Here is an 18,105-nt window from a genome sequence, read left to right as displayed (position 1 = left end):
ATGGATTTAACGGAAGGAACGATACAGGAAAAAAACGATAGAGCAAAACGAATGATGCTCTGGTTCGGAATCATTTCACTTATCATGTCATTCGCTGGTTTAACCAGTGCTGTTCTGGTAAGTAGAAAACGTGAAGATTGGATGCATGATTTTGAAATGCCTAATGCATTTTTAATAAGTTGTGTACTAATTATTGTAAGTAGTTTGACTTTTATACTAGCTAAAAGAGCATTAAAAAGCGGAAACAGAAATCTTACAACAATTATGTTATTATTAACTTTTGGGTTGGGAATAGCGTTTATTTATTGCCAGTTTTATGGTTTTGGTCAAATTATTTCCTCAGGCTATAATTTTACAGGACCTACTAGCAATGTCACAATGAGCTTCATTTATGTTATCGCATTTGTGCACATTTTACATGTTCTCGCAGGACTTATTTCACTATTAGTCGTAATTTATAATCATTTTAAACAAAAATATAATGCAACAGAAATGCTGGGCATGAACCTTTCAGCTACGTTTTGGCATTTTATAGATATACTGTGGCTATTCTTGTTTTTGTTTTTATCATATTTGGTATAATTTTTTAAACAATTTGATAAGCTAAAAGCCTATATCTAGTCTAGTATTAGTGTCTGTTTTCAATTTTTAGAAGATGATGTTTTTTTAGATAGATAAAATGATTATTTTTGTGCAACTTTTAACAACTAAACGCTTTATATGGATACTACAGTAGCAAATACTGGAACAGAAGGCAAAACTTGGGGTGGAGGAAACGAACCCTTAAAAGCCAGCTATGGTAAGATGATGATGTGGTTCTTTATCGTATCTGATGCCTTAACATTTTCTGGATTTTTAGCAGCTTACGGATTTTCAAGATTTAAGTTTATTGGTTCATGGCCAATAGCAGATGAGGTGTTTACACATATTCCATTTTTTCACGGAAACTATCCGATGATTTATGTTGCTTTCATGACATTTATATTAATTATGTCATCTGTAACAATGGTACTTGCTGTTGATGCTGGTCATCACATGAAAAAGGCCAAAGTTACATTTTATATGTTTTTGACCATTATTGGTGGTTTAATATTTGTAGGTTCTCAAGCCTGGGAATGGGCAACATTTATTCAAGGTGACTATGGAGCAGTACAAACTAAAGGAGGAAATATTCTTCAGTTTGGTAAATATGAGACTATAGATGGTGAACAGGTATTTAAACGTGTTGCTGTTAGAGATATTGCGCTTGATGCTCATGGAGAAAGAGTTCAGCATGAACGTAAAAGCGGTCTTTGGTTTGTGAGTGAAGGAACCTTACCTTCTTATTCAGTTGATGAAGTATACAATGGTTTACAAGCTAATACTGATGTTTTAGTAAGAACGCAAACCATTAATGAAGAAGGTCATAAAACCGTATTATCGAGAGAAGAATCGTTAAAGCAAATTAAAAATAACGGTCAGTTAATCGTTGAAGGTGCTAACTTGCATGTCAATGAATATGGAACCTCACTATTTGCTGATTTCTTTTTCTTCATTACAGGATTTCATGGGTTTCACGTATTTTCAGGTGTGGTAATTAATATCATTATCTTTTTTAATGTCATCTTAGGAACCTATGAAAGAAGAGGAAGCTATGAAATGGTTGAAAAAGTAGGATTATATTGGCACTTTGTAGATTTAGTTTGGGTATTTGTATTCACATTCTTCTACCTAGTTTAATTTAGAATAATAGTATTTAAAAATGGCACACGCACATAAATTAGAAATATTAAGAGGTTTAATAAAGTTCAAGTCAAACACTCAAAAAATTTGGGGAGTTTTAATATTGCTTTCAATTATTACAGCTATAGAAGTCGTTTTAGGGATTTATAAACCAGAAGCTCTGATGGCTAACGTGATTGGTATGAAAATCTTAAACTGGATCTTTATCATATTAACGATTGTTAAAGCCTATTATATTACTTGGGATTTCATGCACATGAGAGATGAAACCAAAGCATTAAGAAGAATGGTAGTATGGACTGCAGTGTTTTTAATTTGCTATCTTATTTTTATTCTTTTACAAGAAGGAGGATACATTGAAAGTATTTATACCAATGGTTTTGTAAAAAAAGATTTTTAACATGTTATAAATAACATAAAGTATATAAAAAGGCGGTTTATTTAAACCGTCTTTTTTATTTTTGCATTATTAATTAAAGCCTAAAACTCATGAAAAAAATGCCATTAAAAACGATGCTTGTTTTAGGTATTTTATTCTTTCTGCCTGTCATATTTTTATTGTTTTTATATCCTTCTACACACAATTATAATGCTTTAGATATTGTAGATGACAATGTAGGTGAATTACAATTTTTTTCTTCAAACTCTGAAGCGCAAATTCAGCTAAAAGATCACATAACTATTTTAGGCTTTTTAGGAAGCGAACCTGTTAATCATGTCATTGCTGCTTCAAATTTAAAAGAATTAGTTTACGATAAATTCAAAGGATTTAAAAAGTTTCAAATCGTTTTAGTGCTTCCTAAAGGTTCAGAGTCTGAGGCAGAACAACTTCAGAAAGAAATTAACAACTATGACGATATGCGCTTTTGGCACTATGTTTTTGGTGAGCCTAATGATATCAATAACCTGTTTAATAGTTTGAAATCTGAAGAGTTACTTAATAAAAACTTATTTACAGATCATGTTTTTATAATTGATAAAGATTTAACACAACGTGGTAGAATTGACGATAGAGAAGATAGAGAAAAGCAAAAAAATGAAGCAATTTACCCATTGTATTCTTATGACTGTATTGAAGTTGCTGAAATAAAGAACAAAATGAGCGATGATCTTAGAGTTCTATTTACAGAGTATCGCCAAAAACGTAAAGGAAATTTTAATTCGTCTTCCAGACGTGCAGAAGACATAAATGCAAATGCTAACTAACTTATAATGAACACTAAAAAAACAAATTATTCTTTTATAGGTATCGCTTTTATAATTTTGGTCTTCGGAATTATTTTTGTTCCCAAAATTGTAGATCGAATCCAAGGTAATGATGTAATCAGAACAGAAAGCAGAAGCAAAAATGTATCTGTAGATTCTGAAGGTTTTGTTTCAGATTTGATGTTTTTGAATATCAATGGTAACCCTAAAAAGGTACCTTCTTTTTCGTTCAAAAATCAAAATGGTGAAACCATAACCAATCAAGACTATGAAGGTAAGGTATATGTTGTAGAATTTTTCTTTACCACATGTCCAACCATATGTCCGAGAATGAACAAAAACTTAGTGCAAATTCAAAACACATTCACAGACTTTGAAGATTTTGGTGTAGCCTCATTTACCATCAATCCAGATTATGATACGCAAGACGTGTTAAAAGCGTATGCTGAAAATTACGGAATTACCAATCCAAACTGGCATTTAATGACAGGTGATAAGGAAACCATTTACGAGCTTGCAAATGTTGGTTTCAATATTTATGCAGGAGAAAATCCTAATGTAGAAGGTGGTTTTGAGCATTCTGGAAATTTTGCTCTCATTGATAAAAATGGATTTATACGTTCAAGAAAAGATGATTTTGGCAACCCTAAAATATTCTATAAAGGGATAATTAGTGAAGTCGAAAAAGAGGATGAAGATGGTGAAACTGAAGAAATAAGTATGCTAAAAGAAGATATAGCAAAACTTTTAAAAGAAGATTGATACATCATGATTGAAACAGAGAAACTCTCAGAAGAAAAAAAATATAACAAATGGATTGTGGTTTTGGCAATCGCGATTCCTTTAGTTGTTGCAGTACTTTCAAGACTAAAACTACAAGATTTCGGAATTGAAGTCGAACCATTAACATTTTTGCCGCCTATTTATGCAACTATAAACGGATTAACAGCTGTCATTTTGGTGATTGCTTTTATTGCTATAAAAAATAAAAATTTAGTACTTCATGAAAACTTGATGACAACAGCTCTTTGGTGTTCAGTAGTTTTTTTAGTGATGTATGTAGCCTATCATATGACGAGTGATTCAACAACTTTTGGAGGTGAAGGTCTTATTAAATATATGTACTACTTTATTTTAGTGACACATATATTATTGTCAATTGTAATTATTCCTTTTGTTCTCATTACTTATGTTAGAGCCATAACTAATAATTTTGAACGTCATAAAAAAATTGCAAGAATTACGTTTCCTTTATGGTTATATGTTGCTGTTACAGGTGTAATCGTATACTTAATGATTTCACCTTATTACGTTTAAGTATGAAACGAAGACTCTTATTATTTCTTTTTTCTATTCTTTTTTTCTTCAAAGGAAATGCGCAATGTGCTATGTGCAGAGCGGTTTTAGAAAGTGAAGAAGGACAATCAACAGCCGAAGGTGTTAATGATGGTATCATGTACCTTATGGCAATACCATACATCCTTGTTGCAAGTGTTGGTTTTGTAATTTATTGGACATACTTCAGAAAAAAGAAAGAAATAAAATAGAAAAATCGACGTTTTACTGTAACATTTCTAGAATTAAGAAGTCTTATAAATATCAATCAAAAAATCAATTCTTAACAAATAGTTGGCATAATCCATTTAAGGATTATTGTAATATTGTTGAGAATTAACCATCTCCATTATGATACAAATCAAAGATTTACATAAATCTTATCACATGGGAAGCAATTCGCTTCACGTTTTAAAAGGTATTAATTTTGACGTAAAAGAAGGCGAACTCGTGTCTATAATGGGGTCTTCAGGATCTGGAAAATCAACACTTCTTAATATTTTGGGAATGCTTGATGAGGCAGATACTGGAAGTTATATTCTTGACAATGTTCCTATTAAAAATTTAAATGAAAAAATAGCTGCCAAATATAGAAACGAGTTTTTAGGCTTTATTTTTCAATCATTCAATCTTATCAATTACAAAAGTGCATTAGATAATGTGTCGATGCCATTGTATTATAAAGGAGTCAAGAGAAAAGAGCGTACAGAAAGAGCGATGCATTACCTGGAAAAAGTTGGTCTTGCACAATGGTCTCACCATTTGCCTAGTGAATTATCTGGTGGACAAAAACAACGTGTGGCTATAGCAAGAGCGTTAGCCAGTGATCCTAAAGTGTTATTAGCAGATGAGCCAACAGGAGCTCTAGATACCAAAACGTCCTATGAGGTTATGGAGCTTATCCAAGGGATTAATGATGAAGGTAAAACAATATTAGTCGTTACGCATGAGCATGATATTGCTCAAATGACTAAACGTATTGTCAACCTTAAAGATGGAATTATAATTGACGATAGTAGAGTAGAACAAGTTAGAGCCTCTCAACATGTTTGATATAGAACGTTGGCAAGAAATATTTGAAACCTTAAAGAAAAACAAACTACGAACGTTTTTAACTGGGCTTTCTGTGGCTTCCGGAATCTTTATATTGGTGATACTTCTCGGGTTTAGTAAAGGAATTGAAAATGGCGTAAAGTCTGAATTTGAACAGGATGCTACCAATCTTATTACAGTATGGACAGGTGTAACGACAAAAGGTTATAAAGGTTTAAATCCAGGACGTTATATTCAGATGAAGAATGAAAATTTCGACTTTATTTCTCAAAAGTATGAGGATAATATTGAGTACAAAACATCATTGTACTCCATTTGGGGAGCAGAGATTGCCTATAAAAACGAAACAGTAAACTACCAAGTTAGAGGTGCAATGCCTGGTCACCAGTTCATTGAAAATGCCGAAATGGAATCTGGTAGATTTGTTAACCAATCAGATTTAGATGAAACCAGAAAAGTGGCAGTAATTGGTCGTCGATTACGCCAAGACCTATTTAAAAATGAAAACCCAATCAATAAAAGTATTTCAATTTTTGGAATGAATTTTAAAGTGATTGGCGTTTTTATTGATCCAGGAGGAGAACGTGAAGAACAACAAGCTTATATTCCATTAACTACATCACAAAAAGTATTTGGTGCTGGAGATAACATAAGAAACATGCTGTTTACTATTAAGATGTCTGATAATTTTGATGAAGCTGTTGCCTTATCTCAAAATATGGCAACTGCTGTAGAAAATGAATTAAAGCTAATGCATACAGTTTCTCCAGATGATACTAGTGCAGTCAGAGTATTTAATACATTAGACGAAGCCAAAAAGATCTATTCATTAGTTGCTACCATTCAAGCTGTATTTTGGTTTGTGGGCATAGGAACAATAATAGCAGGAATAGTAGGTGTAGGAAATATTATGCTCATTATCGTTAAAGAGCGAACAAAAGAAATAGGCATTAGAAAAGCCTTAGGAGCTTTGCCATCATCTATTGTTGGTATGATATTACAAGAGGCTGTTTTTGTAACCATGTTTTCAGGATTATTTGGATTGATTTTTGGATTGGGACTTCTGGAACTAGTAGGTCCTCAGCTAGAAAGCGATTTCTTAAAATATCCTCAAGTTGATTTTAATATTGCACTTACAACAGTATTCTTATTGGTGTTTGCAGGTGCCATAGCAGGTTTTATTCCTGCGTACAGAGCAGCAAAAATTAAGCCTATTGTAGCACTAAGAGACGAATAATATGTTTAGTAAAGACCGTTGGAATGAAATACTAGAAGCTTTAAATGCCAATAAGTTTAGAACTTTTTTAACTGCATTTGGAGTGTTTTGGGGAATCACAATTCTTGTCTTGTTGTTAGCACTAACAAACGGACTAAAAAACGGAGTCATGTCAGACTTCGGAGACTTTGCTACGAACTCCATGTTTATGTGGACTCAAGGCACTTCAAAACCTTATAAAGGATTGCCTAAAGGACGCTGGTTCAGCTATAAAATAGATGATGTTGCAGCTATAAAAAATGAGATTCCAAATATCAAATATGTATCTCCAAGAAACCAGTTAGGAGGTTTTAGAGGAAATAATAATGTAGTTAGAGGTACAAAAACAGGTGCTTTTGAAATTTATGGAGATTATCCTGAATATATCAAACAACAACCCATGGATATTATTGATGGTCGTTTTCTTAGTTATTCCGATATTGAAGCTAAACGAAAAATTTGTGTTGTTGGAACAGGAGTTGTTAAAGGGCTTTACGATAAAGACGAAGATATTTTAGGGACCTACATCAAAATCAATGGTGTTAATTTCTTAGTGGTTGGAACTTTTAAGATGAGCAATAGCAGAGGTGATGGTGAACAAGATGCCAATACTATCTATATTCCATTTACCACATTCGGACAAGCCTTTAACAGAGGAGATCGTGTAGGTTGGATGGCTATTACAGCCGTTGATGGCACTTCAATTACAAGCATTAAACAACAAGTGTTTGAACTAATGAAATCCAGACATAAAGTTCATCCTGACGATGACAGAGCCATTGGTCATTTTGATTTATCAGAACAATTTGAACGTATCAATGGATTATTTTCAATTTTAACAATCGTAGGATACTTTGTTGGAGCTTTAGTATTAATGTCTGGTATTATTGGAATAAGTAACATTATGCTTATTGTAGTAAAAGAACGCACTAAAGAAATTGGAATTAGACGCGCCTTAGGAGCATCACCTTGGACCATAAAAGCACAAATTTTACAGGAAAGTTTAATTTTAACCATTTTATCTGGAATGGTTGGTATTTCATTTGCTGCTTTAGTGATTTGGGTTATGAATACTATATTAGATAATGCAGGACCTGTTGAAAATTTTGCTAATCCAAGCGTAAGTATGCAAGTTGTATTTACGGCTTTAATAATATTAGTGGTTTCAGGAGTATTAGCTGGATTAATTCCTGCAAATAGTGCCACTAAAATGAAACCTGTAGACGCATTAAGAATAGAATAAACTAATCATCAAAAAACATGAAAAGAACTAAAACCGTAATCTTATTGGTATTAATTGTTGTTGTATTTGGAGCAGCATTATATTATCTATGGCAAAAAAATCAGGAAGATCCTGTAACATACACTTCTGAAGCACCTTCAGAACAAACAATCGTAGTTAAAACAGTAGCCACAGGAAGCATTGTTCCGAAAGAAGAAATATTAATTAAGCCAAATATTTCAGGTGTTATTGAAGAAGTATTTATCGAAGCTGGTGAATATGTACAACAAGGCGACCTTATTGCTCAAATTAGAGTCATACCTAACGTGTCTAACTTGACCAGTGCAAAAAACAGTATAGCATCTAATAGCAATGCATTACAAACTGCTGAAATCAATTTTAAAACACAACAAGCTATTTTTGACCGTCAAAAAGCATTGTTTGAGAAAGGTGTTATTTCTGCAAATGAATTTGATGAAGTTAATAATACCTATCTACAGGCAAAACAACGTGTTGGACAAGCTAGAATTGACGTAACTCAATCTCGTCAAAACTATGACATTATAAAAACAGGAACCACTTCAGGTTTAGGAAGTGTAGCTCAAACACAGGTTAGAGCAACGGTTTCTGGGATGGTTTTAGATGTGCCTGTAAAAGCTGGAAATCAAGTTATTGAAGCTAATAATTTCAATGAAGGTACGTCAATAGCTTCTTTGGCAGATGTTAAAAAAATGATTTTTGAAGGAAAAGTAGACGAAAGTGAAGTCGGAAAAATAAAAGAAGGATTACCACTTGAAATTACAGTAGGAGCTATAGAGGATCAAAAATTTGACGCTGTTTTAGATTACATCGCTCCTAAAGGTGTTGAAGAAAATGGAGCCATTCAGTTCGCAATAAAAGGAACGCTTAAAAAAATCGATTCAACCTTTATAAGAGCTGGTTTAAGTGCCAATGCATCTATTATTCTTGAAAAAGCTGAAAAAGTACTAGCTATAAAAGAAGCTCTGGTTCAATACGATGAAGAAACAAAAAAGCCTTATGTAGAAGTTGAGGTTGGAGATCAGAAATTCGAAAAAAGAGAACTGGAGTTAGGCATTAGTGATGGTATTTTTGTTGAAGTTCAAAGTGGTATAACAAAAGACGATAAAATTAAAGTTTGGAACCAGGTTCAGGGCTTTCAACAATTTGCTCAACAATAATTTTAACATTTAGTGTAACACTTAACGGTTTAGATAGACATATAAGACATTATGAAAAAATCAATCATTATAGCATTACTTCTTTGTGGAGTTTTAGTAAATGCACAAAACAAGAAATGGACGCTAATAGAGTGTGTTGAACACGCCTTACAAAATAATATTTCAGTAAAACAAAGTGAACTGGATCTTGAAGCAACTGAAGCAGATAAGCTTTCGGCTATAGGGAATTTTCTTCCTAGTTTTAGTGCTGGTGCTGGAGTTTCTGAAAATACAGGTCTTAGTTTTAACCCAGTAACCAATAACGCACAAACGACAACTTTTTTATCTGTAACAGGGCGTATTAATGTTGGCTATACCTTATTTGATGGTTTAAGAAATTTCAGAACTTTACAAAGAGCTGAAATATCAAAACTAGCAAGTCAGTATCGCCTTGATAAAATGAAAGATGATATTTCATTGTTTGTAGCAAACGGATACCTGCAAGCCATTCTAAATAAGGCGAATCTTAAAGTCTTAAAATCGCAAAATGAAGTTACAAAGGAACAAATTCAACGAACACAAGAATTAGTTGATGCAGGCTCATTACCAAGAGGAGATTTATTAGAAATACAAGCAACAGATGCAAGTGAACAACAAGCAATAATTAATGCTGAGAATAATTTAAGAATATCATTAATCAGTTTAGCTCAGTTGTTATTAATAAAAGATTATGAAAATTTTGATGTACAGGATGAAGGCTATGATATCATCGATGGAGGAATTGCAGATAAAGATATTTCAGAAATTTTAGCTCAGGCTAAAGAAAGCAGATCTGAAATAAAAATTGCTGAAGAAAATGTATCCCTTGCAGTAAAGGATCTTCAAATCTCTAGAAGTTCATATTATCCATCACTTTCTGCATTCTTTGGCTATGATACGAGATATACGAATGCTACATCATTTATTCAAGAACTCGATGCTGCAAACCCATCAACTACAGAGCAGATTGGAGTTGTTCAATCCACAGGAGAGCCTGTTGTAGGTCAGTTTCCAAATTTGCTCACTCGAGAAGTTGGTGCAGACCCGTTTACACAACAACTATGGGAAAATGATGGTATTTCTTATGGAGTACAATTAAATATCCCTATTTTTAATGGATTTGCAACGCGCAGTAATGTTATGCGAAGTAAAGTGAATTTAGAACGTACAAAGTATCAATTAGAACAAGCTGAATTAGATTTAGAATCTACAGTTTATCAGGCTTATGTAGATGCCAAAGGCTCTTTAAAATCTTATGAAGCAGCAATGAAAGCAGTAGAATCACAAGAACTAGCATATGATTATGCTAAAGAACGTTACGATGTAGGTTTAACTAATGCTTTTGATTTTAGTCAGTCTAAATTGCGTTACGATAACTCAAAGATTGAGCTTAACAGAGCTAAATACGATTATATATTTAAGTTAAAAGTCTTAGAGTTATATTTCGGAATTCCGGCAACAGAATTGAAGTTTTAAACCAGTATTAATAGAACTGAAAAATTATTTTTTTGAGCTCATAATTTTAGAATTTTTGGGCTGCCAACAACCAACTTAAAATGAATATAAAATGAGTAAAACAGTAAAAATCAGCCTTGTTGTTATCGGACTCTTGTTAGTCGTCTTGGTTTTAGGTAAATCGATGGGATGGTTTGGTAAGAAAGGCAATTTTAAAGAAGTTGAAGTAAAGGAAGTCAGCTTAGTTGATATAGTAGAAACGGTTTCAGCAACAGGTAAAATTCAACCAGAAGTTGAAGTTAAAATTTCTAGTGAAGTTTCAGGGGAAATTTTAGATCTTCCATTTAAAGAAGGTCAGCAGGTAAAAAAAGGAGACCTTCTAGTGAGGGTTAATCCAGATTTAATTCAGTCTGCTGTTAATAGATCACAAGCTACATACCAAAATATACAAGCAAATCTGGAGCAAGCTGAGGCAACTTTAAAACAAGCTAAAGCAGATTATGACAGAAATAAACTACTTTTTGAAAAAGGGGTCATTTCTAAAGCAGATTGGGATAGGGCAATTGCTTCATACGAAACTGCAGTCGCAGGAAAAAATTCAGCATATTACAGCGTTCAGAGTGCTGCTGCTTCTGTAAATGAAGCAAAAGATAATTTGAGTCGCACCGAAATATATGCACCAATGAGTGGTACAATATCGTTGCTTAATGTAGAGTTAGGTGAGCGAGTTGTTGGAACACAACAAATGGCAGGAACAGAAATATTAAGAGTGGCCAATCTTAATAATATGGAAGTTGAAGTTGATGTTAATGAAAATGATATTGTTAAAGTACAAATTGGTGATTCGACAATTGTTGAAGTCGATGCCTATTTAAAGAAAGAATTTAAAGGAATAGTTACTGAAATTGCTAATTCTGCTGCTGGTACTTTAAGTGCAGATCAGGTGACTAATTTTAGAGTTAAAATTAGAATACTTGAAGAGTCTTATAAGGATCTTATGGAGGGTAAGCCAGAATATTTTTCTCCATTCAGACCTGGTATGACAGCTACTGTAGACATTATCACCAATAAGCGAAATGACATAGTTGCTGTACCAATAAGTTCTATTGTTATTAAAACCGATACGTCATCTGTAAAGAAAAGTTATGAAAAGCTATCTTCAGGTGATATCACGTCTGAAAGTGAAGAAAAATTTGAATGTGTTTTTGTTTCAGAAAATGGAGAAGCAAAATTAAGAGTGGTTAAAACCGGAATTCAGGATGATACGAATATTGAAGTGATTTCTGGTCTAGAAGAAGGTGATGAAATTATTACTGGTCCTTATAGCGTAGTCTCAAAAGCATTGAAATCTGGAGATAAAGTAGAAGTTAAAAATAAAGAAGAACTTAAAGAAATGTCTTCTGAAGACTAATTTTAAATTAATATGGCAATCATATTAAGTATTGAAACATCAACAACAAACTGTTCGGTCTCTCTTTCAAACGAAGGGGAGACTTTAGTTTTAAAAGAGGATAATAATGCTAATTATTCTCATGCAGAATCTTTACATGTATTTATTAATGAGGTTATTAAAGAAGCGAAGTTAACGTCAAAAGATATCGATGCTATAGCTGTGAGTAAAGGTCCTGGCTCATATACAGGCTTACGTATTGGAGTTTCAGCAGCAAAGGGGCTTTGTTTTGCTTTAAATATTCCGCTAATTTCTGTATCTACTCTACACGCATTAGCACATCAGGTGAATGGTAATGATGGACTTATTGTACCCATGTTAGATGCTCGTCGTTTAGAGGTGTATTCCGCAATTTATGACGCTTCATATAATGAAATCAGAAAAGTAGAAGCTCAAATTTTAGACGACACGTCCTTTTCAGAATATTTAGAAAAAGGTATCGTTTATTTTATTGGTAATGGTGTTGAAAAAACAAAAAAGTTAATACAGCATCCAAATGCGGTTTATGTTGAAGGAAAGTTGCCTTCCGCTAATGAAATGAGTTCTTTAGCGTATAGTAAATATAAAACAAGCGACATCGAGGATGTCGCCTATTTTGAACCGTTTTATTTAAAAGATTTTATAGCTTTAAAAGCTAAGAAATAAGATTATTCTTGTTTTTGTATTTCAACCTGATGAGGATAAGGAATATCAATTCCAGCAGCATCAAGAGCTTCTTTAGTTTGTTCTGTAACATCAAAATAAACGTTCCAGTAATCTGCAGTATTGCACCAAGGTCTGACAGCAAAATTTATGGAGCTATCCGCTAATTCCATAACCGTTACAGTTGGAGCAGGATCTTTAAGTATTTTTGGATGAGATGTTAAAACATTGGTGAGCACTTCTTTTGTTTGTTTGATATCAGAATCATATCCAACACCAAAAATTAAATCCACACGTCTGGTACCTTCAGTAGTATAGTTAACAATATTGCCATTAGACAACGCTCCATTAGGTATAATGATTTCTTTATTTGAAAGCCCAGTAAGTTTAGTTGTAAAAATTTCAATTTCTTTTACAACGCCAATTTCACCTTGCGCTTCTATTAAATCTCCGATTTTTATAGGTTTGAAAATCATCAATAAAACACCTCCAGCAAAATTACCTAAAGATCCCTGAAGAGCAAGTCCAATTGCTAAACCTGCAGCAGCAATAATTGCAGCAAAAGATGTCGTTTCAACACCAACGGTTCCTAATACAACAATGATGAGTACAATTTTTAAAATCCAACTCAATAAGTTTAATAAGAATTTTTTGAGGCTTTCATCGTAATCACGCTTCTCCATAGCTTTTCTTAAGCCTTTAATTAGGGATTTAATAACCCAGGACCCAATAATCCATATCGCTATTGCACCTAATACCTTTGGTCCAAAATCAACAATAATTTCGTATCCTTTATCAATCCATTTTTGTAACTCCATCAGTCTTTAGTTTTAGTTTAGGTAAAAATAAAAAAACCGAATGGATTATTTAAGAGATAACACATTCGGTTTCAAGAAATTTAAGTTTTTTGCCTAAAGAAGATTAATATAGTTAACGAGTTCAATTAAATCTTCTTCTCTAGATGTTTTGATTTTATTTTCCTTCATGAAATCTATTATATCATCATATTTGTCAGGGAAAATATTTGAAAGGTCTTTTTTCTTTTTAGGAAATTCTACAGCTGGATTATCACCAATAGCAATGAAATACCTGTCATCAAGCCTTATGAACTCAGCAGGCTTGCCTTTGTCATAACTCGTTTTAGCAGGTTTTCTGTCTACAAATTTTATACTTTCTTTTATTAAAAGCTGGTGTTTACTGTGAGCATCATTAGCATGTACAAAATATCCTCTAACAGTGCTTCCTTCGTCATTTATATAATCTACAGCTTCATAGGTTTTGTCGTCTCCAACAAAAATAATTAAAAGGTTGTCGATATTTCTATTTAAAGCATTTGGCTCTTGTCCATCAATTTCAATTTCAATTTCGTCATTAAAGGCGTTGTATCTTAATTTAAAAATTTTAGTACCATCTTCAAGAGATAATTTAGCAGGCATAAAGGCGTTTTGAATGTAAACTGAACCTCGAATAGTTTTATCGCTGTTATCAAAAGAATAAAGAGCACTTGGAGGCAAATTAGATAGTAGAACTTGATTACTACCATTTTCTTCTTCTTGTGCGTAATTTTTTTGAATGGCAAAAAGTGCTAGTAAAATTGCAACGATATGTAGTTTTTTCATTTGAATGTTTTTATGAATTAATCAAGCATAGTGCCAAAAAAATTTAGAAATAATGCTTTATAAGTTTGTAATGCTACTATTTTATTTAACCTCAAAAGTTAGTTTTAGATTCACTCTAAATTCTGTAACACTTTCGTCTTTTACAATAGCGCTTTGTTCCTTTACATAAACCGAACGTATGTTTTTTACCGATTTTGAAGCTTCCTTTACGGCTTTCCTTGTTGCATCTTCCCAACTTTTGTCTGAGTTTGATAAAACTTCAATTACTTTTAATACTGCCATTTTATTTTAGATTATTGATTTGAAATCTAAAGATATTAATTATTATTGAAACTATCCATTTATAGCTTCTACGATTTCAACTTTCCCTTTGAGCATTTCTTTAAGCATGTTTTCGATACCATTTTTAAGGGTAAATGTTGAAGAAGGACAACCACTACAAGCACCTTGTAAAATTACTTTCACTTTCTTTTCATTAGCATCATAAGATTGAAATTCAATATTGCCGCCATCACTTGCAACAGCAGGCTTTACATATTCTTCGAGAATATTAATGACCTCTTTTGAAACATCGTCGTGAGCTTCAAATTTAGCATCAAGTATGTCGTTGGTATTTTCTGTTGAAATTGGATTGTCGATTAGTACAATGTCTTTTGCGTTTTCGATATAAACTCTTATAAACTCACGTAATTCCATTGTGATTTCATTCCAGTCTGCAATGTCATATTTGGTTATAGAAACAAAGTTTTCATCCAAAAAAACACTTTTTACAAAAGGGAAATGAAATAATTCAGAAGCAAAAGGAGAATTTTTAGAATCGTCAATAGATTTGAATTCGTGATAATTATTAACTAATTTTTTATTAGCTACAAATTTAATAACAGATGGGTTTGGAGTGCTTTCAGCATACACAGTAACAGGTACTTTCTTTTTTGCTGAGCCATCTTTGATTATAACTCCACCATCATTAATGTAAGTTTCAATCTGCTCAGCAACTTCGTCTTGTACATCAGGCCATTCTACAATATTAAAACGTTCAACAGCTATAAAATTTCCTGAAATGTATACTTTCTTTACAAAAGGTAAGTAAAATAGTTGTTGGGCTATAGGAGATGGCGAAGCATCATCAATAGTATTAAATTCATAACTTTCTTGCTGTGTTAAGAATTTGTTTGCTTCAAATTTTATAATCGTAGGGTTTGAAGTATTTTTTATAATAATTTTTACGTTTTTCATGGCGCTTATTTTTTGCAAAAATACTAAACTATTATATCAATGCTACAATTTTTAAGGATTACCTAAGTCTTCTAATTTAATAAGTAATACTAAAGTTTAATAAAATGAGTTATAAAGTAAATTACTTAATAGTTCCGAACTGATAAACTGGCAATTTTGTAATAGATAATAAGATGTAATTAGTTAAAATTTACTAAATTTCGCTTTTATTATGAAAAGCTTAATTATCACAAAGCAGATTATTAGTGTAAACGTTATATTTGACTATAAATCACAAATAGCTTATATGCTTGTTTTTAAGAGCATTGTGGCTCTAATTTTTTTGTAGCCTTTTCTAATAAAACTTAGATTAATGATCAGTCAAGTATTATGAAGAAACTATACGCATTACTTATATTATTACTTTCATTTAGTTCTTATGCCCAAGATCTTTTAATGCAAGCTGGTACATTTAATAGATGTGAACCAGATTTTTTCTATGATACAGGAGGAGCAACAGGTTCATATTCAAGTGATGAAGCTATTGTAACTACTATTTGTGCTGTAAATACTGGAGATTTTGTTAGTGTTGATTTTACTACATTTAGTACGCAGCTCAATACAGACATACTAACTATTTATGATGGAGATGATACTACAGCTCCAGTAATTGGCTCTTATTCCGGAGTAGCTGGGCCAGGAGTTGTTACTGCATCTGATACTAATACAAGTGGATGCATTACTTTTGAATTTATTTCTAATGGAACAGGAAACACAGTAGGTTGGGAGGCAAGCATTACATGTCAAGAGCAATGTCAAGTTATTACAGCTTCTATAGATAGTACAAATCCAGTAGCTAATGGTTCTGGGATTGTTGAAATTCCACCAAATACTACTATTGACTTCAATGGAAGTGCAATATTTTCAAACGATGACACAGGAGCAACTTATAACTGGAATTTTGGTGATGCATCAAGCGATACTGGAACTTCTGTTTCTCATCTTTATACCAACCCAGGGACATATAATGTGACTTTAATTGTAACTGACCCTAATCCTACAGGATGTTCAGATACAGCTACGATAACAATTTTAGTTTTAGAGCCCATCGTTTCCATTAATAATGCAGCTTATCCAGAATCTTCATTTACACCAGAAGAACTAATAGAAAATGTTCTTGTTTCAGGTGGTTGCTCCGGAGTTGATAATTTTTCGTTTCAAGTTAATGGAGCTCCAAATGCATTACAAACTAAAAGTTACGGGTATTTCACCAAAGGAGGAGCTGTTAATTTTCCTTTTGAAGAGGGAATAGTTCTATCTACAGGTAGAGCTTATCCAGCTGGAAATACTCCAAATGGTGGTGCTCTAGTGTCTTTTAATAATGGTCAGGCAGGTGATGCAGATTTAGATGCATTCTTTACTCCAAGTGATCCGACTTTTAATACTAATGATGCAACATTTATAAAATTTAATTTTGTTCCTACAGCTGATGAAATTAGCTTTCGTTATATCATGTTTTCTGAAGAATATGACGGTAGTACTGAATGTAGCTTTGCAGATAGTTTTGCCTTTCTTTTAAGAGAAGTTGGAACCACTGCTTACACTAATCTTGCTGTGTTACCAGATGGAACACCTGTAAGTGTTACTAATATTAATGATTCAGGAAATTGTACTGCTAATCCGGAATTTTTTGAAGGGTATCTTTTAAATGACACTAATTACGGAGGAAGAACAGTAGTTTTGACCGCAACTGCGAATGTTATTCCTAATACAACATATGAAATAAAACTAGTTGTTGCTGATGAAGGCGATTCTATATGGGATTCGGCAATATTTCTTGAAGCAGGTAGTTTTAACTTAGGAGGAGAATTAGGTGATGATATAACTATAGCTGCTGGTAATGCAGAATGTGAAGGTCAGATAGTTACTTTAGATACAGAAGCGCCAACTGCTACTCATACTTGGTTTCTTAATGGAGATGAAATTTCAGGTGAAACAGGATCTACACTTGATATAACTGAAGGAGGGATTTATTCTGTTAATGTGGTTTTCGCTCCTGGTTGTGAATCTTCAGATTCTATTGAAGTTGAATTTAAGCCTAGTCCAGTGGCAAATCCAGCACCAGACCTTAGTATTTGTAGTTTGACAAGTGTTGGCGAATTCAATTTAACAGATAATGATGCTGTAATATTAGGTGCACAAAACCCTGATGATTTTATAATAACATACCATCCTACACAAGCAGATGCCGATGCAAATACAAATGCACTTATAAGTCCATATACTAATATTTCAGATCCTCAAACGATTTATGCAAGAATAGCGGATGCGACACAAGAGTGTTTTTCAACTACAACTTTTGATTTAGTATTTAGCACTTTGGCTATCAATCCAGTTACACCATTTCAAGTATGTGATGACAATATTGATGGCTTTGCAATGTTTGATTTGAATATCAAGAATGCTGAAGTTATTGGCGCTTTAGATCCAGCTACAGTTAATGTCACTTATTATGCTACTCAAGTTGACGCAGATGCTGGAACTAACCCTTTATCAATACCTTTTACGAATACAATTGTTGACAATCAAACGATATTTGTGCGCTTAGAAACTAATGATGATGCTACTTGTTATAACACCACCACATTAGATTTAGAGGTAATAATGAATCCAGTTGCAAATATTGTTACAGCTTTAGAGGTTTGTGATGATGA

Annotated in this window: 19 protein-coding genes; 15 read left to right on the top strand and 4 right to left on the bottom strand. The window is 32.8% G+C overall.

Annotated features, from left to right (window positions below):
* The 14 genes from ACRHNM_RS00095 to tsaB all read left to right on the top strand — a co-directional run bounded on the left by ACRHNM_RS00095 (position 1) and on the right by tsaB (position 12,560).
* Positions 1-582, top strand: coding sequence for a cytochrome c oxidase subunit 3 (locus ACRHNM_RS00095; protein WP_431132410.1), 582 nt, complete (start codon positions 1-3; stop codon positions 580-582).
* A gap of 138 nt (positions 583-720) precedes the next feature.
* Positions 721-1,719, top strand: coding sequence for a cytochrome c oxidase subunit 3 (locus ACRHNM_RS00090; protein ID WP_431132407.1), 999 nt, complete (start codon positions 721-723; stop codon positions 1,717-1,719).
* 22 nt (positions 1,720-1,741) lie between these two features.
* A complete protein-coding gene (locus ACRHNM_RS00085; RefSeq protein WP_431132404.1) occupies positions 1,742-2,122 on the top strand; it encodes a cytochrome C oxidase subunit IV family protein in 381 nt (126 codons plus the stop codon).
* A gap of 89 nt (positions 2,123-2,211) precedes the next feature.
* Positions 2,212-2,928 carry a hypothetical protein gene (locus tag ACRHNM_RS00080; protein ID WP_431132401.1) on the top strand — a complete coding sequence of 239 codons (717 nt, stop codon included), beginning with the start codon at positions 2,212-2,214 and terminating at the stop codon, positions 2,926-2,928.
* Positions 2,929-2,934: 6 nt separating this feature from the next.
* Positions 2,935-3,690, top strand: coding sequence for an SCO family protein (locus tag ACRHNM_RS00075; RefSeq protein WP_431132398.1), 756 nt, complete (start codon positions 2,935-2,937; stop codon positions 3,688-3,690).
* Positions 3,691-3,696: 6 nt separating this feature from the next.
* Complete coding sequence (locus ACRHNM_RS00070; RefSeq protein ID WP_431132395.1) at positions 3,697-4,245, top strand: DUF420 domain-containing protein; 549 nt, start codon at positions 3,697-3,699, stop codon at positions 4,243-4,245.
* A 2-nt stretch (positions 4,246-4,247) separates the two neighbouring features.
* Complete coding sequence (locus ACRHNM_RS00065; protein ID WP_431132392.1) at positions 4,248-4,475, top strand: hypothetical protein; 228 nt, start codon at positions 4,248-4,250, stop codon at positions 4,473-4,475.
* Between the two features lie 139 nt (positions 4,476-4,614).
* Positions 4,615-5,316 carry an ABC transporter ATP-binding protein gene (locus tag ACRHNM_RS00060; protein WP_431132389.1) on the top strand — a complete coding sequence of 234 codons (702 nt, stop codon included), beginning with the start codon at positions 4,615-4,617 and terminating at the stop codon, positions 5,314-5,316.
* Complete coding sequence (locus tag ACRHNM_RS00055; protein WP_431132386.1) at positions 5,309-6,553, top strand: ABC transporter permease; 1,245 nt, start codon at positions 5,309-5,311, stop codon at positions 6,551-6,553. Before ACRHNM_RS00060 ends, ACRHNM_RS00055 begins: the two co-directional genes overlap by 8 nt.
* A 1-nt stretch (position 6,554) precedes the next feature.
* The gene (locus ACRHNM_RS00050; RefSeq protein ID WP_431132383.1) at positions 6,555-7,814 is read left to right on the top strand and encodes an ABC transporter permease; all 1,260 of its coding nucleotides are present in this window, start codon (positions 6,555-6,557) and stop codon (positions 7,812-7,814) included.
* Positions 7,815-7,831: 17 nt separating this feature from the next.
* Positions 7,832-8,992: an efflux RND transporter periplasmic adaptor subunit gene (locus ACRHNM_RS00045; protein ID WP_431132380.1), complete on the top strand. Its 1,161-nt coding sequence runs from the start codon at positions 7,832-7,834 to the stop codon at positions 8,990-8,992.
* 51 nt (positions 8,993-9,043) lie between these two features.
* A complete protein-coding gene (locus ACRHNM_RS00040; protein WP_431132377.1) occupies positions 9,044-10,486 on the top strand; it encodes a TolC family protein in 1,443 nt (480 codons plus the stop codon).
* A 91-nt stretch (positions 10,487-10,577) separates the two neighbouring features.
* Positions 10,578-11,876, top strand: a complete 1,299-nt coding sequence (locus ACRHNM_RS00035; RefSeq protein ID WP_431132374.1) for an efflux RND transporter periplasmic adaptor subunit — start codon at positions 10,578-10,580, stop codon at positions 11,874-11,876.
* 12 nt (positions 11,877-11,888) lie between these two features.
* Positions 11,889-12,560 (top strand): tRNA (adenosine(37)-N6)-threonylcarbamoyltransferase complex dimerization subunit type 1 TsaB, encoded by a 672-nt coding sequence (gene tsaB, locus ACRHNM_RS00030; protein ID WP_431132371.1) that lies wholly within the window; start codon positions 11,889-11,891, stop codon positions 12,558-12,560.
* A 2-nt stretch (positions 12,561-12,562) separates the two neighbouring features.
* Here tsaB and ACRHNM_RS00025 read toward each other — a convergent pair whose 3' ends face one another.
* From ACRHNM_RS00025 to ACRHNM_RS00010, 4 genes are all read right to left on the bottom strand, one after another.
* The gene (locus ACRHNM_RS00025) at positions 12,563-13,375 is read right to left on the bottom strand and encodes a mechanosensitive ion channel family protein (protein ID WP_431132368.1); all 813 of its coding nucleotides are present in this window, start codon (positions 13,373-13,375) and stop codon (positions 12,563-12,565) included.
* Between the two features lie 93 nt (positions 13,376-13,468).
* Complete coding sequence (locus ACRHNM_RS00020; RefSeq protein WP_431132365.1) at positions 13,469-14,176, bottom strand: hypothetical protein; 708 nt, start codon at positions 14,174-14,176, stop codon at positions 13,469-13,471.
* A gap of 81 nt (positions 14,177-14,257) precedes the next feature.
* Complete coding sequence (locus tag ACRHNM_RS00015; protein ID WP_431132362.1) at positions 14,258-14,458, bottom strand: dodecin family protein; 201 nt, start codon at positions 14,456-14,458, stop codon at positions 14,258-14,260.
* Between the two features lie 51 nt (positions 14,459-14,509).
* Complete coding sequence (locus tag ACRHNM_RS00010; protein WP_431132359.1) at positions 14,510-15,412, bottom strand: NifU family protein; 903 nt, start codon at positions 15,410-15,412, stop codon at positions 14,510-14,512.
* Between the two features lie 369 nt (positions 15,413-15,781).
* Between ACRHNM_RS00010 and ACRHNM_RS00005 the strand changes: the two genes are divergently transcribed.
* Positions 15,782-18,105 (top strand): choice-of-anchor L domain-containing protein (locus tag ACRHNM_RS00005; RefSeq protein WP_431132356.1); only part of this gene is annotated, 2,324 nt, incomplete at its 3' end.

The sequence above is a fragment of the Psychroserpens mesophilus genome, from assembly GCF_050617655.1.
Lineage (GTDB): Bacteria > Bacteroidota > Bacteroidia > Flavobacteriales > Flavobacteriaceae > Psychroserpens > Psychroserpens mesophilus_A.
The sequence above is the reverse complement of the archived record's forward strand: the minus strand, read 5'-3'. Positions and strand labels throughout refer to the sequence as shown.

What these genes read in the sequence shown, in the direction of transcription:
- ACRHNM_RS00095 (WP_431132410.1), top strand. Translation starts at nt 1, where the DNA reads ATGGATTTAACGGAAGGAACGATACAGGAAAAAAACGATAGAGCAAAA.
- ACRHNM_RS00090 (WP_431132407.1), top strand. Translation starts at nt 721, where the DNA reads ATGGATACTACAGTAGCAAATACTGGAACAGAAGGCAAAACTTGGGGT.
- ACRHNM_RS00085 (WP_431132404.1), top strand. Translation starts at nt 1,742, where the DNA reads ATGGCACACGCACATAAATTAGAAATATTAAGAGGTTTAATAAAGTTC.
- ACRHNM_RS00080 (WP_431132401.1), top strand. Translation starts at nt 2,212, where the DNA reads ATGAAAAAAATGCCATTAAAAACGATGCTTGTTTTAGGTATTTTATTC.
- ACRHNM_RS00075 (WP_431132398.1), top strand. Translation starts at nt 2,935, where the DNA reads ATGAACACTAAAAAAACAAATTATTCTTTTATAGGTATCGCTTTTATA.
- ACRHNM_RS00070 (WP_431132395.1), top strand. Translation starts at nt 3,697, where the DNA reads ATGATTGAAACAGAGAAACTCTCAGAAGAAAAAAAATATAACAAATGG.
- ACRHNM_RS00065 (WP_431132392.1), top strand. Translation starts at nt 4,248, where the DNA reads ATGAAACGAAGACTCTTATTATTTCTTTTTTCTATTCTTTTTTTCTTC.
- ACRHNM_RS00060 (WP_431132389.1), top strand. Translation starts at nt 4,615, where the DNA reads ATGATACAAATCAAAGATTTACATAAATCTTATCACATGGGAAGCAAT.
- ACRHNM_RS00055 (WP_431132386.1), top strand. Translation starts at nt 5,309, where the DNA reads ATGTTTGATATAGAACGTTGGCAAGAAATATTTGAAACCTTAAAGAAA.
- ACRHNM_RS00050 (WP_431132383.1), top strand. Translation starts at nt 6,555, where the DNA reads ATGTTTAGTAAAGACCGTTGGAATGAAATACTAGAAGCTTTAAATGCC.
- ACRHNM_RS00045 (WP_431132380.1), top strand. Translation starts at nt 7,832, where the DNA reads ATGAAAAGAACTAAAACCGTAATCTTATTGGTATTAATTGTTGTTGTA.
- ACRHNM_RS00040 (WP_431132377.1), top strand. Translation starts at nt 9,044, where the DNA reads ATGAAAAAATCAATCATTATAGCATTACTTCTTTGTGGAGTTTTAGTA.
- ACRHNM_RS00035 (WP_431132374.1), top strand. Translation starts at nt 10,578, where the DNA reads ATGAGTAAAACAGTAAAAATCAGCCTTGTTGTTATCGGACTCTTGTTA.
- tsaB (WP_431132371.1), top strand. Translation starts at nt 11,889, where the DNA reads ATGGCAATCATATTAAGTATTGAAACATCAACAACAAACTGTTCGGTC.
- ACRHNM_RS00025 (WP_431132368.1), bottom strand. Translation starts at nt 13,375, where the DNA reads ATGGAGTTACAAAAATGGATTGATAAAGGATACGAAATTATTGTTGAT.
- ACRHNM_RS00020 (WP_431132365.1), bottom strand. Translation starts at nt 14,176, where the DNA reads ATGAAAAAACTACATATCGTTGCAATTTTACTAGCACTTTTTGCCATT.
- ACRHNM_RS00015 (WP_431132362.1), bottom strand. Translation starts at nt 14,458, where the DNA reads ATGGCAGTATTAAAAGTAATTGAAGTTTTATCAAACTCAGACAAAAGT.
- ACRHNM_RS00010 (WP_431132359.1), bottom strand. Translation starts at nt 15,412, where the DNA reads ATGAAAAACGTAAAAATTATTATAAAAAATACTTCAAACCCTACGATT.